The sequence below is a fragment of the Paraburkholderia sp. MM5482-R2 genome, from assembly GCF_050436125.1.
Classification (GTDB): Bacteria; Pseudomonadota; Gammaproteobacteria; order Burkholderiales; family Burkholderiaceae; genus Paraburkholderia; species Paraburkholderia tuberum.
The window spans coordinates 88,327-102,025 of record NZ_JBNDLP010000001.1; the positions used below are offsets into that span (position 1 = coordinate 88,327).

At 60.8% G+C, this 13,699-nt stretch carries 11 protein-coding genes and 3 pseudogenes; 8 read left to right on the forward strand and 6 right to left on the reverse strand.

The features are described 5' to 3' along the window. Positions 1 to 16: 16 nt before the first annotated feature. From OKW37_RS00285 to OKW37_RS00305, 5 genes are all read left to right on the forward strand, one after another. Positions 17 to 1,324 carry an MFS transporter gene (locus OKW37_RS00285; protein WP_429401286.1) on the forward strand — a complete coding sequence of 436 codons (1,308 nt, stop codon included), beginning with the start codon at positions 17 to 19 and terminating at the stop codon, positions 1,322 to 1,324. A gap of 2 nt (positions 1,325 to 1,326) precedes the next feature. After that, positions 1,327 to 2,259 (forward strand): amidohydrolase family protein, encoded by a 933-nt coding sequence (locus OKW37_RS00290; protein WP_429401288.1) that lies wholly within the window; start codon positions 1,327 to 1,329, stop codon positions 2,257 to 2,259. 194 nt (positions 2,260 to 2,453) lie between these two features. Then, positions 2,454 to 3,614, forward strand: coding sequence for an IS30 family transposase (locus OKW37_RS00295; protein ID WP_429356463.1), 1,161 nt, complete (start codon positions 2,454 to 2,456; stop codon positions 3,612 to 3,614). 578 nt (positions 3,615 to 4,192) lie between these two features. Further along, positions 4,193 to 7,372 (forward strand): bifunctional diguanylate cyclase/phosphodiesterase, encoded by a 3,180-nt coding sequence (locus OKW37_RS00300; RefSeq protein ID WP_090812208.1) that lies wholly within the window; start codon positions 4,193 to 4,195, stop codon positions 7,370 to 7,372. 526 nt (positions 7,373 to 7,898) lie between these two features. Then, the gene (locus OKW37_RS00305; RefSeq protein ID WP_429401291.1) at positions 7,899 to 8,087 is read left to right on the forward strand and encodes a hypothetical protein; all 189 of its coding nucleotides are present in this window, start codon (positions 7,899 to 7,901) and stop codon (positions 8,085 to 8,087) included. Between the two features lie 217 nt (positions 8,088 to 8,304). Here the strand turns inward: OKW37_RS00305 and OKW37_RS00310 are convergent. Further along, positions 8,305 to 8,540: pseudogene (locus OKW37_RS00310) on the reverse strand (integrase); the annotation flags it as partial. Between the two features lie 154 nt (positions 8,541 to 8,694). On the opposite strand from OKW37_RS00310, the gene OKW37_RS00315 reads away from it, so the two are divergent. Next, on the forward strand, positions 8,695 to 9,807 hold the full coding sequence (locus OKW37_RS00315; protein WP_429401293.1) for a CapA family protein: 1,113 nt from the start codon (positions 8,695 to 8,697) through the stop codon (positions 9,805 to 9,807). On the opposite strand, the gene OKW37_RS00320 is transcribed toward OKW37_RS00315, so the two are convergent. Beyond that, positions 9,804 to 10,451: a dienelactone hydrolase family protein gene (locus OKW37_RS00320; RefSeq protein ID WP_184041157.1), complete on the reverse strand. Its 648-nt coding sequence runs from the start codon at positions 10,449 to 10,451 to the stop codon at positions 9,804 to 9,806. The genes OKW37_RS00315 and OKW37_RS00320 overlap by 4 nt on opposite strands. A gap of 84 nt (positions 10,452 to 10,535) precedes the next feature. Then, entirely contained in the window at positions 10,536 to 10,859 is a 324-nt protein-coding gene (locus OKW37_RS00325) for a four-helix bundle copper-binding protein (protein ID WP_184041155.1), read from the reverse strand. Positions 10,860 to 11,516: 657 nt separating this feature from the next. On the opposite strand from OKW37_RS00325, the gene OKW37_RS00330 reads away from it, so the two are divergent. After that, positions 11,517 to 12,221 (forward strand): hypothetical protein, encoded by a 705-nt coding sequence (locus tag OKW37_RS00330; RefSeq protein ID WP_429401295.1) that lies wholly within the window; start codon positions 11,517 to 11,519, stop codon positions 12,219 to 12,221. Between the two features lie 229 nt (positions 12,222 to 12,450). Here OKW37_RS00330 and OKW37_RS00335 read toward each other — a convergent pair. Further along, a pseudogene (locus OKW37_RS00335) lies at positions 12,451 to 12,634 on the reverse strand (EamA family transporter); the annotation flags it as partial. A gap of 111 nt (positions 12,635 to 12,745) precedes the next feature. Here OKW37_RS00335 and OKW37_RS00340 point away from each other — a divergent pair. Next, a complete protein-coding gene (locus tag OKW37_RS00340) occupies positions 12,746 to 12,880 on the forward strand; it encodes a hypothetical protein (RefSeq protein ID WP_260335711.1) in 135 nt (44 codons plus the stop codon). 141 nt (positions 12,881 to 13,021) lie between these two features. On the opposite strand, the pseudogene OKW37_RS00345 reads toward OKW37_RS00340, so the two are convergent. Together OKW37_RS00345 and OKW37_RS00350 are read right to left on the reverse strand one after the other, a co-directional pair. Beyond that, a pseudogene (locus OKW37_RS00345) lies at positions 13,022 to 13,250 on the reverse strand (DUF1488 domain-containing protein). Next, positions 13,251 to 13,538 carry a hypothetical protein gene (locus OKW37_RS00350; RefSeq protein ID WP_429401297.1) on the reverse strand — a complete coding sequence of 96 codons (288 nt, stop codon included), beginning with the start codon at positions 13,536 to 13,538 and terminating at the stop codon, positions 13,251 to 13,253. Positions 13,539 to 13,699: the final 161 nt, after the last annotated feature.

Here is a 13,699-nt window from a genome sequence, read left to right on the forward strand (position 1 = left end):
AAAGCCAACTGGATTCATGGACGAGTCCGCGATCGAGCGCCGGACGATACGAAAGGTCGTCTGGCGACTCATTCCCTTTCTGATGGTGTGTTATCTGCTTGCCTTTATCGACCGGGGCAACGTGGGCATGGCGTCCCTGCAGATGAATCACGACCTTGGCATGTCGGCGAAGGTGTTCGGCTTCGGCAGCAGCCTGTTCTTCATTTCCTACTTCTTTTGCGAAGTGCCGAGCAATCTCGCGCTGCAAAAGTACGGCGCGCGGATCTGGATCGCGCGGATCATGATCACATGGGGCATCGTGTCGGCGGCGACCGCGCTAGTGCATAACGCGACGTCGTTCTATGTCCTTCGCTTTCTGCTCGGCGCCGCCGAAGCGGGCTTCTTTCCCGGCGTGCTGCTGTACCTGTCGTACTGGATTCCGGCGTCGTATCGCGCTCGCATCGTCGCGACGTTCATGGTTGCGATTCCGGCCGCAAGCTTCATCGGCTCGCCGATTTCGGCGCTGCTCTTGCAGATGGACGGCTTCTGGGGGCTGCGCGGATGGCAATGGCTGTTCATTCTCGAAGGCATTCCGACCGTGCTGCTCGGCGTTGTGTGTCTGTTCGTGCTGTCCAACAAGCCCGAAAACGCGAAGTGGCTCGGCAACGACGAGCGCACGTGGCTCGTCGATGAGCTCGCTACCGGGCACAAGGCGCCGAAGAAGGTGCCGTCGCTGCCGCTCGCGCAACTGTTCCGCAATCGCTATGTGCTGTGTCTCGCGCTCGTCGATACGTGTGCGTCGGCGGCGGGCAGCACGCTGTCCGTGTGGCAGCCGCAACTGCTCAAGTCCTTTGGTTTGTCTGTCATGCAGACGGGCTTGGTGAACTCCGTGCCGTACGCGGTTGCTTCCGTCCTGATGGTCTACTGGGGACGTCGTTCGGATCGGCTGGGCGAACGCCGCTGGCACACCGTCGTGCCGATGCTGCTGATCGGCGTGGGTCTGTTCGCGACGTCGCTGAGCGGCTTGCTCCTCCCGACGATCTGCATGCTGTGCGCAGTGCTCGTCGGCGCCTACTCGTTCAAAGGTCCGTTCTGGGCGCTCGCCACGGACATGCTGTCGAATAGCGCCGTGGCAGCGGGTCTCGCGACGGTCAATGCGATCGCGAATCTGCTCGGCGGCGGACTGATGGTGAACGTCTACGGATGGGTGAAAGAGGCTACGGGTAGCTACGCGCTGGCACTCATGCCGCTCGCCATTCTTACGCTCGTGAGCGTCATGACGTTGCTGCTGCTGACGCGCAATCGATCGGCCGACCGTCTCGCCGGCAAGACGGAGACCATCTGAGCATGACGACCACGACGAGACGCGAATTTCTCCAGTTCACCGGCGCTGTGCTGACGTCGGCCGCGCTGCCGAAGCTGGCCGCTGCCGAAGAAACCTGGTCGAGCGGTACGGAACGGCCGGCGTTCAGGGTGCCGGAAGACACCATCGACTGTCACATGCATATCTACGACGACCGCTTCCCGATTGCGCCGGGCACGACGCTGCGTCCGCCGAATGCGACGGTCGCGCAATACCGGCTGCTGCAGACGCGCCTCGTCGTGAAGCGCAACGTGGTCGTCACGCCGTCGACGTACGGCACGGATAACCGCTGCACGCTGGAGGCCATCCGGAAGTTCGGCGGCAACGCGCGCGGCGTTGCCGTCATCGACAGCTCCGTGAGCGATGCGGAACTACAGAACCTGCATGAGGGCGGCATTCGCGCAATTCGCTTCAACCTGAGTTATCCGGGCGCGACGACACTCGACATGCTTGCGCCGCTCGCCGCACGCATTGCGAATCTCGGCTGGCATATCGAACTGGTGGTCCAGGGCGCGCGCTTGCCGGAACTCGAACGTCATCTGTCGGCGCTGCCTTGTCCGCTTGTCATCGACCATATCGCGCATGTTCCGCAACCCGGCGGGTTGTCGTCGGACGCGTTGCGCATCGCGCAGCGCCTGGTAGAAAAGGGCAAGACATGGATCACGTTGTCGGGGCCGTACGTCGACAGCAAGACGGGCGCGCCCGCTTACGAAGACGTCGCGCCTGTTGCGAAAGCGCTGATCGATATGGCGCCGGAGCGGATGCTATGGGGCACCGACTGGCCCCACCCGACGGAGAAGACTCACAAGCCGGATGACGCGAACCTGTTGGACATCATCGCGGGTTGGATTGGGCGGCGTGATTGGCAGCATCTGATATTCATCACTAACCCTACGAAGTTGTACGGATTCGTATAGCGCTCAGAAGACGCTGCGAACACGAGATCAACGTCGATACAACTTGTCGCAGCACGCATCGCTTGAGCGACCGCCGATGGTTTTCCCCCCTGTAGTTTGACGGCGGATCTCCTGTGAACGTCTGCTTGACACCGGCGGATTCAACCGGTCGATGCAACACACTGAAGACTGCGCAAGCGGCAGGGGTGTTGCACATGAAGCAGAGACGCCGGATTTATTACAGTGAGACGCAGAAAGCGCTGATGTGGGAACGTTGGCGCAACGGCGAATCTCTGCAGAAGATCGCCCAGCTCTTTGATCGTAACCACTCGTCGGTTCAGGGGATTCTGGCTGAGACAGGCGGGATCCAGCCGCCACAAAGGCACCGCTCTGGATTGGCGTTGACGCTGGAGGAGCGCGAAGAGATCTCGCGAGGGCTTGTGGCTGACGATTCGATCCAGTCAATTGCAAAACGACTTTCGCGAGCGCCTTCCACCATCTGTCGTGAGATCAAACGTAACAGCGGACCAGACGGTTACCGGGCGACCTACGCCGATCAGCTTGCATGGGATCGGGCACAGCGTCCCAAAGCCTGTAAACTGGTTGAGCACCGGATGCTGGCGCACATCGTGGCAGGCAAGCTCCAACTGCAGTGGTCACCGCAGCAGATTGCCGGATGGCTCAGGCGTGCATACCCAGACGACGAGGACTACCACGTGTCCCACGAGACCATCTATCGCAGTCTCTTCATACAGGCTCGTGGTGCCTTGAAGAAGGAATTGCTGGAACACTTGCGGCGCACCCGGGCCATGCGTCGTTCGCGCCACCATACGCAGAAAACTGACGATCACGGGAGAATTCGGGACACGGTATCGATCAGCGAACGCCCTGCGACCGTTGAAGACCGGGCGGTACCGGGCCACTGGGAAGGTGATCTGCTGTGCGGCAGCGGGAGCAGCCAGATTGCGACGCTGGTTGAGCGTCAGACACGCTATGTCATGCTGGTCAAGATAGCCAGCAAGGATAGCGAAACGGTCATCAATGCGCTCATCAAACATGCCAGTAAGTTGCCGCAGGAACTCTACAAATCGCTGACATGGGACCGGGGAACGGAAATGGCTGGGCACAAACGTTTCACCGTCGCCACTGATATCCAGGTCTACTTCTGCGACCCCCAGCATCCATGGCAACGTGGATCGAACGAAAATACAAACGGGCTGTTAAGGCAGTACTTCCCGAAAGGCACCGACCTGTCAGCGTATTCGCAGGCTAAGCTCAATGCCGTGGCAAGACGATTGAACGAGCGTCCGAGAAAGACACTGGGCTACGAAACGCCTGCCGAACGGTTCCAGCAAACCATTGCATCGACCGGTTGAATCCGCCACCCAGATCTTGTCGTTGCATCTGGCCACGCGCGAGCGGCTGTTCAGGGTCGCAAGTACTCGTTCGCTTTCCGTGGGACGAGTCATTCGCGACCACCGACCTGTGAATGACAGGAAAGCGCCCCATACCCGTCTGACCAGCACCGATCCTCGAATGACGGCATTGGCCGATGAAGGACCGTCCGTCTTTCACAATCGAACGTCCGGAAGCAGAGGCGGATTCAACGTCCGAATGGTCGCCCCCTTGGCCGCGGAAGCGAAAAAATTCGCATATTGACTGCTGGCCTCCCAAAGGCGCTCGCCATGACAAAGTCCTGGCACCATTGTACGACTGCCCAAAAAGGCACCCTCCTTCGAAATGTTCGCACCGTGTTGTCGCTTTTCTAGCACCGTTATGGGGCGTTTTAAGCAAAGACTAAAGAAGTTCTTCAACCGGTCGATAGCTTGATCAGGGGCTCTTCCCGCCGTGGGACCTGAACCAGAGGTCCGACGTTCCCTGCACGGAGAAACTCAGTGAAACGCCTGGCTTGCCGCACGTGGGACGAAAACTTTGCGATAGAGCGACCACGCCCATGAAACGCAACCTGTTCTTCCGGTTTCTCGGACGTCTCCGCGTCGGCCGAAAGCTGCTGCTGATTTATCTGCTCGACTTGAGCGCAGTCCTTTACATCAGCGGCATCCTGATCCGCGAAAAGTACATCGCAATTGACTTCTCCGACAAGGAGCTGATCGGGAATGCCTACGTCGCGGCCGTGCATGACGCGCTTATCGACTTCGCACTCGCGGGGGCTGGGCAGCCGCAGACTGCGGTCCAATTGAAGAGCACTGCTAGCAGACTCGACGACGCAGAGCGCCGCTTTGGCGCGAACATGCAAAGCGCAGTTATTAACGAACGGGTCCGCGATGCACTCGAAGCAAGTTCGGCGCCGCATGCGAGCGCATCGACGGTGGACCTCGGCCTCGACGCGACGCGCGCACTGGTGACACGGGTCGGTAACCAGTCGAACCTGATTCTGGATCCGGACCTGGACAGCTACTATTCAATGTCACTGTCGATTCTGCGCTACCCGGAGCTGCTCGGCGACGTCAACCGGATCGGCCGCCATCTGCACGATGCCGGCGCGAACCCTCACGCCGCATCGATGAGCCACGATGAGATGCGTACCCGCTACCTCGTGCTGGAGGGACAGCTCGACGCAGTATTGCAGGGGCTGCGCTCGGACTATGCGGAAGCTTCGGCCGCGAACGGCACACTGACCGGCACGATTGGACCGTCGGTCGAACGCATGCTCGCCGCCGTCGAAACGTATCGCCGCATGGCTGGAGCCGCAGTTGACGCTGGCGCGGATGCGGCCGCGCTGAACCGGCTCGATTCCGCACAGCAGCGCCTGGTAACGAGCGTAAGCGACGCGTGGAGTAACACCGGCAGCCAACTCGAAAGTCTTCTGCATAAGCGCGTGCGCGGCCTCTTTGAGCGAATGTGGCTGCACCTTGGAACGGCATTCTTTCTGCTATGCGCGATCCTGAGCATGGTGTACTTCGTCGCGCAGCAGATTTCCCGCCCCTTGCGCCAGCTGGCGCGCGTGATGGATACCGTGCGCCGCACAGGAGACCACTCGCTGCGCGCCAGGTGGCATAGTCAGGACGAGATCGGCCAGCTCGTGAGCGGCTTCAACGACATGCTCGCGCAGCTTGACCGCGAGCGCGTCGTGCAGAAGGAGCTTGCCGCGACAGCGCGTGCGTCGGCCGCGCAATACGCTCTTGTAGAGGCGACTCCAGTGCCGATGGTCGTGACGTCAATCCCGGGGCATGAGATCCTGCACGCAAACCGGCCAGCGCTTGCCTGGCTCAACGGCTGCACGGTAGACCCCTGGGGCTTCGGTCTCGACTCGGAGGTACGCGCGCGGTTTTTCCAGCAACTCTCGGACCGAGATGCCGTAGACGAATTCGAGGTGCGCTGGAAGGCCGGCAGCGAACCTACGTGGGCCATGCTGTCGGCGCGACGCCTCGACTTCCAGGGGCGCGACGCAGTATTGACTGCATTCACTCCAATCAACCAGATCAAGCTGATGGAGCAACGCCTCGAATTGTGGGGCAAGGTGTTCGAGGCATCATCCGAGGCGATTCTGATTCTGGATGAGCAACGACGGCTCGTCACTGCCAATGCATCGTTCTATCGAGCGACTGGATATTGCGCTGACGACGTGGCGGGCAAGAAGCCTGCTTTCCTCTTTGGAACGCAGGAGCAAGATGACATTTTTCCGGCCGTTATCGATTCTGTCGATCGCCTCAGCGCGTGGCATGGCGAAGCGCAGGTGCGAAGGCGGGCCGGCAACGACTATCCGGCATGGCTAATGGTGAGCGCGGTGCGCGACCGGCGGGCGAACCTGTCGCACTATATCTGCACGTTGATCGACATCACGGACCGCAAGAAGAGCGAGGCGCGCATTCAGTTTCTCGCCGAACATGACGTGCTAACGGAACTGCCGAACCGCGAGCTGTTCATCAAGCGCCTTGGCGTCGCACTCGGCAATGCGCGCCACTCCGGCCAACGCGTCGGCGTGCTCTTCATTGATCTGGACCGGTTCAAGAACATCAATGATTCGCTTGGCCATCACATCGGCGACAACCTGTTGCGCTCGGTCGCGCGGCGCCTTCTGCAAGCCGTGCGCAGCAATGACACCGTCAGCCGCCTCGGTGGCGACGAGTTCACGGTAATCCTCAACGGTGTCAGCAATGTGGCGGATGTTACCCGTGCGATCGAGGATCGTCTGTTGCCGCTCGTTCGTCAGCCGCATGAACTAGGCGGCGCCGCATTGCCGGTGTCATGCAGTGTCGGCGTGGCACTTTTCCCGGACGATGGCGAGGACATCGATACCCTGATGCAGAACGCCGACGCCGCGATGTACCAGGCGAAGGCCGCGGGACGTAACCTCGTCAAGTTCTTCGCACCTGATATGGCCGAACGCGCGCGCTACCGGTTGACGCTCGAAGCGTGCCTGCGCACGGCGATCACCAGGCAGGAGTTCCGGCTTGCGTACCAGCCGTGTGTCGATGCCCGCACGGGCGAACCGGTTGCCGTTGAGGGGCTCTTGCGCTGGAACAGCCCGCAGATCGGCACGGTGTCGCCTGCGCAGTTTATTCCGGTCGCCGAAGACACACGACTCATCATTCCGATCGGTGCCTGGGTAATCGACGAAGCATGCCGACAGGTCGCCGCGTGGGACGCTGGCGGGCTGATGCATTTGCGCGTCTCGATCAACGTGTCTGCGATCCAGCTGCGCGATCCAGACTTGATAAGCTCGCTCGCAGACAGTCTCGAGCGGTACGGCGTGGCTCCCGATCGGCTCGAACTCGAGATCACTGAGACGGTGTTGATGGACAACGCGGAGAACTATCTCACCACGATCCAGGCGATCCGCAAGCTTGGAGTAAAGCTATCCCTCGACGATTTCGGTATCGGTTACTCAAGCCTCAGCTATCTGAACCGATTTCCGCTTGATCGCCTCAAGATCGACCGCGCGTTCGTGCAAGACATGCTCGATGCGCCGGCCGACCTCGCAATTATTCGGGCAATCATCGAGCTCGGCCACGAACTGGGCCTCCGAGTGGTCGCCGAAGGAGTCGAGAGCGAGCATCAGGCTCAGATCCTGCGAAACATTGGTTGCGACGAACTGCAAGGTTTCCTCTTCTCGAAAGCATTGTCGCCTACCGAATTGCGGTCCTGGAGTAGCGTACGCAAGGTGGCTTGAGCGCCGCAGTAGCTTTCTTTCGCGCGATAGTATTCTCCGGGGCTGGAGCGGCCGAGCATGATCATAACTGGCTGCACTCGGACCCTCAAGCGACCTCCGAAAAACCTCGACCAACGGCGGAAATTAACGGATGAACCGTCATTCATTGGATACCGTCGACCGTCCTTCTGTGGCCGGTTGCACTCACAAGGCTGCGACGCCGCTAAACTGCCTTAGGCGCAGCGAATGCTTCTGAACGTCGGCTTATGGTGCTGACGGGTGAACGCGTACAGTCGGCCATCATCAGCCTTTCGTCCGTGCGTGAGAAGAGACATACGAAGGTCGGCTTCATATCCGACAACGGCCCGTTGCGCTCGAGAGGCTACCGCTGCATCGCGAGTCTAATCGAACATCTCGGCTAAAGATCGAGCACCAGTACCTTGCTTCTCGCGCGCGATACGCAGGCCGTCAGGAATTCGGCAGCGATACGTGTGCAACCCATCCGGCCTGCTAGACTGGAAGTTCCCCTGCAGCCATGGAGAGAGACATGACGACCGTCTACGTTGTGAAGACTGGCGAGAACTTCCTCTGCACCGCAGAGGACGGCGATATCGGCATGGCACCGGAGATTAAGGAAGCCACGTCCTTTCTCTCGTATGAGGATGCGAACAAAGTCGCGAACGAGCACGCCGACCCCGGATACGAAATCGTGGCCGTCAACATCACGAGACGCTGATGAGGAGTCCGCTCCCAGGCGCTCAGTGAACGAGGGCTAGCAATTCAGGAGGCGCCATGCGATATGGTGCCCCGGCCCGCTGCGTCCAAAATCACCTGAGAATGGGCTGCACTGTGCATCAAGATTCGCACGACGCGGTCGATGCGCACATTGAACGTTCGGCGTTAGCATGGACCGCAATCCCGTTTTCCACGAACGCTCAAGAGTTCGGAGTGTCGCCGCGCACCATGACGCCGGCAAACGGATTGATGATCACGTAGTGCTGGCCGACGAGCCACGCAAAGAGCGCGCGCAGCACGGCGAGCGCATACGCGGCGAGCGGACCGTCTGGCCGCGTGCGAACGCCCGCTATTCGGCGGAATCGCGCGGCTGTGGCCGGCCCGGCCGGCGCGGCCGTCGCAGCAACGCCCGGTACGCGATCGCATCGTCGGTCGTGAGCGAGAGAGCGGGACGATTGTAGAAACTGCGTCGCGGGTGCGAAGCAGTGATTGCACGCGGCAGGCGCTTCTGTACAGCCCCGAACGCTAGACGCCGAAGTGCCAGCAAACTATCTTGAAGGCGTTCTGGGCGGCTTACCGCACCGGGAACATTGGTTTTTTCCAGAAGGATGAACTGCATCAAGCTGTTTCTGTGCGGGGACGTGATGTTGGGACGCGGTATCGATCAGATACTGCCGCATCCGAACCTGCCTCATCTCTTCGAACCCCATATGCGTTCGGCGAGAGGCTATGTGCGCCTCGCTGAAGCGAAAACCGGCTCGTTACCGGAGTGTGTCCCGTTCAGCTACGTGTGGGGCGATGCGCTGCTCGAACTGGAGCGCATGAGTCCTGCCACGCGCCTCATCAACCTCGAGACGGCCGTCACATCCAGCGAGGACGCATGGCCCGGAAAGGGCATCCACTACCGCATGCATCCCGCCAACGCGCCCGTCTTGAGCGCCGCGAAAATCGACTGCTGCGCGCTCGCGAATAATCATGTGCTCGATTGGGGCTTTCGCGGGTTGACGGAAACTCTGAATGCCTTGCGTTCAGCCGGCATTCATACGGCTGGCGCGGGGCAGGACGACGTCGAGGCCGCCGCGCCTGCCTTGATCGAACTGGCGGGCGGCGGCAGAGTGATGATCTTCGCCTTTGCCACGGAATGCAGCGGCGTGGGCGCGGACTGGGCCGCCGGTTGGGGCCGAGCCGGCGTGAACCGGCTCCCTGATCTTTCGGCTGACACCGTATGCACGATCGCGGCGCAGGTGCGAGCGGTCAGGCAGGCAGCCGACATTGTCATCGTCTCGATCCATTGGGGCGAGAACTTCGATTTCGACATACCTGCTTCGCAGCGATACTTCGCGCACGAACTCATCGATTCGGCGGGCGTGGATCTCGTACACGGCCATTCGTCGCATCACGTGAAGGGCATCGAGCTGTATCGAGGCAAACTCGTCCTGTACGGCGCCGGGGACTTCATCAACGACTATGAAGGTATCGGCGGTCAGGTAGCGTTTCGCAGCGACCTTGCGCTGATGTATTTTCCAACGCTCGACCTTGAAACGGGCACGCTGACCGAACTGTCGATGACGCCGACGCAGACACGCCACTTCCAGATCAACCGGGCGCCTGAAGAAGGCATTCGATGGTTACACGAAACGCTGAATCGGGAGAGTCAGCCATTGGGCGCCACTGTGGAGCGCCGCGCTAACGACACGCTCGTGCTGCGTTCGGGCGCTTAGGCGCCGAGATAACGCTTGAACCACTGCACCGCGTACCGTGAAACGGCTTCCAGTGTGCCGGGTTCTTCGAACAGGTGGGTGGCGCCGGGGACGATCACAAGATCCTTCGGACATTCGAGCAGAGCGAAGGCCTCCCGGTTGACTTCGATGACATTGACGTCGAGCCCGCCTACCACGAGCAACGTAGGCGCCTGCGCCGCGGCGAGGACGTCGCGTCCGGCGAGATCGGGCCTGCCGCCTCGCGAAACGATCGCCTCAACCGGGACCGACGACACGTGCGCCGCGCGGATCGCCGCAGCCGCGCCCGTGCTCGCGCCGAAGTAGCCGAAAGAGAGGCGTGTCGTCTGCTTCGCCGCGATCCAGGCCGTTGCTTGCGCGAGACGCATCGCCAGCAGCTTGATGTCGAAGCGGGCAGCGGGACCGGTGTCTTCCTGCTCGGAGAGCAAGTCCATCAGCAGCGTTCCGATCTTGGCCCGATTGAGTTCGGTGGCCACGTACTGGTTACGAGGGCTGAATCGTGAACTGCCGCTGCCGTGCGCGAGTAGAACCAGTGATTGAGCGTCCTGTGGCAGCGCGAGTGTGCCCATCAGGGAGGCGTCCTCCACCGGAATGGTGACTTCCTGCAATTGGAGCCTAGGTTCCATGACATCCTCAAACCGGGTGGGGCATTTCCGACCCGATACGCGACGCGCTGGCCGTCGGCGGGCGCGCTGTTGCTGAGCAAGACACTAGATTGCGCGGCAGGCTTCCGCGCATCTCCGGCACGCATCGCTGCATGTTCCGCAGTGCTCGGGTACGTGCCGCGCACATTCATCGGCGCACTCGTCACAGATCCGTGCGCAGAGTTCGCAAAACTCGGGTGCGAAATGGCTTTGTCGAGCCAAGGCCGCAGATGTGAGGCGGCATAGCGAAGCGCAATCGGCGTTGAGGCGAATACATTTGGCCATGTTAACCCGGCCCGGTTCATCGAGGCAGGCGGATGCGCAGCGATCGCAGGCAGCGGCACAAGCATCGCAGGCTTCAATAGACGGCTGATAGATTTCGGGGTTCATCGACGAAGCTCCAGCTTGAATAGAGTTGTTCGGCGTCCGCCGCGTGCTCTCCTCGAAGGCAAGGCGCAACGTGTTGCGATAACTTCAGGGCCGACCAGCGCGGCTCTCATAGCAGCGTAGTCGCTCGTGTCGGTGCCGTAAAGCGAAGCTACGAGCCGGATTCCTCGCGAATAGCTTCGTTAAACGTTTCGAGTTTGATTCGCTGTACCGGTTCGCCGCGGTTCCGGAAGAGATTCTTCGAGACAAGGTGAAAACTGAGGCACTAATCTCCCAGGTCGACGCTTTCCGCGATGGCCGCTCGGTGATCGACATTCGTCTCAACCGAAGCGGTCCCAGTGCGGCCAACTTTCCTTGGACCAACGGCGATAGCAAATGAGTGCAACCATCGCAACGGTTGCCGCCTGCTCCAGTGGAGCGGTGGCCGTTCTATCCTTGAAAGCTGCCGCTCAGTCTGCGCCTGCTCGAGGGGCGGCTCAGGGTCGTGAGATGCCCGTGGTTCAAGTCCAGTTCTGACGGCGCTCTGCACCGTCGCAAGCGGAGCGTTGTGCCGGTCTCCGCGCTCGCACGACCGTGCTACGATCGCACGAAAGAACGCCGATGGCTGCCGCAGTGACCGAAGAGCGTTGGACGGCGTTCCGTGACCCACCGGAGAGAAGAATGAGTACGGGGAGCGGTTCTATGGGGTTCTGGGGGTTTTCGATCGAGGTCTGGGATCGCCTGTGCGTGATCGGATTCTGGGTGACCGCGATAACGGGCGGAGTCGCGGTTTTCGGCGGCCTGTTCACAGCCGTCATCGGTCACAAGATATCGGACGTGACGCAGGCCCAGTCTCAGGCACAAATCGCGGCGGCAAACGCCCGTAGCGCGGAAGCGCACGCTCGAAGCAGCGAAGCCGAACTCAAATTAGAGGAGTTGCGCCGGCAGGTGGGTCACCGGCAACTCCAACGTGACGCGTTTCTAGAAGAGCTTCGAGGGCAACCGTCCGAACCCGTTGAAATTATGTACCTCCGGGACGACCCTGAATGCTTCGACGTGGCTCAGCAGATAGCGAGAGCGCTTGAGGCTGCCGGGTGGAGGATAACCGGCCTGGCGCCGATCCCGGTCCCAAGGTCCAACACGGACCCCATCGCGATGTCCGTGGATGGTCAGCCGTCGGGCGTGACGATCGTCACGGCGTCGATGACCGAAGCCGAATTGCAGGCTATGGAGATGCAGGCAATGAGGCAAGCGGGTTGGGCCCACACGCCGTTCACGGTTCTGGCCTCGGCTGTACTTCGTGGTCTGGGTGCAGTTTCCTCGAGCGCAGCCGGTCCGCATGCTCCAAGCGCCGGCACGTTGCGCGTGGTCGTCGCGCCTCGATGAGTCGAACCAACGCCGATCTGATGCGTGGGTTTTAGTATGGGTAACTGAACGGCAGCTTTGCGCAAATTCGAATGGCGGCAACGGGTCGGGCGCTGCCGATCGCGGGCGCGCGGCGTTCGGGTTGCGGATACCGTTCGGATCGGGCAGCACGCGGCCATTAGGAGTCGATCAAAGCGATAGAGTGAGCGACCGATAATCGCGCTGCTGCGGACATTGAAATCACGCGAAGTCAATGACGATGGTGGCGATGCTTGTGTGTTACGGGTTCACGCTTATGTGGGGGTATGTGGTTCCTGCCCGTCCCACGGGAAGTCATGAACGTGCTGATGGTGCTCGTCATGGCGACCTCGGTGGTTTGGTTCCGGTGTCTCGTGCGTGTGAGCGTGCTCGTGGCGCTCCCGCAAATGTAGCCAGGTCGCTCCGAACACCGCTTCCACTTCGCGGCCGCGTTGCGGGACTGCTACTCAGGTGAGCTTTTTACCCCAGGGCGCCGACCGCCTATGTATTGTGTCACGACATCGCGAGTGTCGCTCGGCCCGGATCAGGCGACAGGCAAGATTGTCGATCGCACCGTGGAGTTTGGCCAGTCTTCAGCGGTTGCGCTTTTTCGTGAAGCGGTGTACCAGGCGCTGGGCGATCTGCTGCCTGCTTCATATTGAACGTATGGGGGCGTTCGGGCCGAGTAATATTGGCTGCGTGTTCGAACCCTGCTCGCGCCTCGCATCCCCGCAACTAAAAAGTGATCGCGCCCGATCTTCGATTCAGGAGATCGTGTACCTGATCTGCGGGCCACCCTTATATCACGTTTTGGCCAGTTCCAGTATCCGGTCGCGATTACGATCGAACGCCGCGAGCAGGTCGGTTTCCTCCCTACGGATTCCGGGGTTGAGCTTCGTCAGCATTTGACCATCGACGAGAAACGCGATCTCGCGAGAATTGTCGTAGCCCCAGAAACATACACGATGCCTGGGAGGTGTCATAAGAGCGACTGGGATTTGGGAAGCTGAGCACGATCTTGCTTTTTGCCATCTAATCTCTCGAAGAGACGTAGCGCCACTTCGCGGCGTTGATATCGATGCGCGCATCATCGTCGAGCCGCTTCTGGGCGCGGTCGGACTCCGCCTGCCGCAAGGCTTCGACGCGAGCTTTCTGGGTCGCCACATAGTCTTGCGGTCTGGCCGACATGATCGGGCTCATTGGGGTTCGCTTCAGCATCTGGACGCCTGCAAAAAGAGCGTGCAACTTCAAGGCAGTGGCCTGAGGCCAGAAAGCACGCTTGAGCACGGCGACGCGCCACATCAAGGTCGCAATGCTCATTCGCGTGCGAGATTCAACGCGTATTCCCGCCGGTACTGGCGAGCCGGACACGAGTGGCGAGTCGATGAAAGCCGCTTGCGCGCTCAAGTTGGCTATCCGAGAGTGCGCCGCATGGCGCGACAAAGCAAGAACAATCGGCAAACCGGCGGCTGGGTGCATGA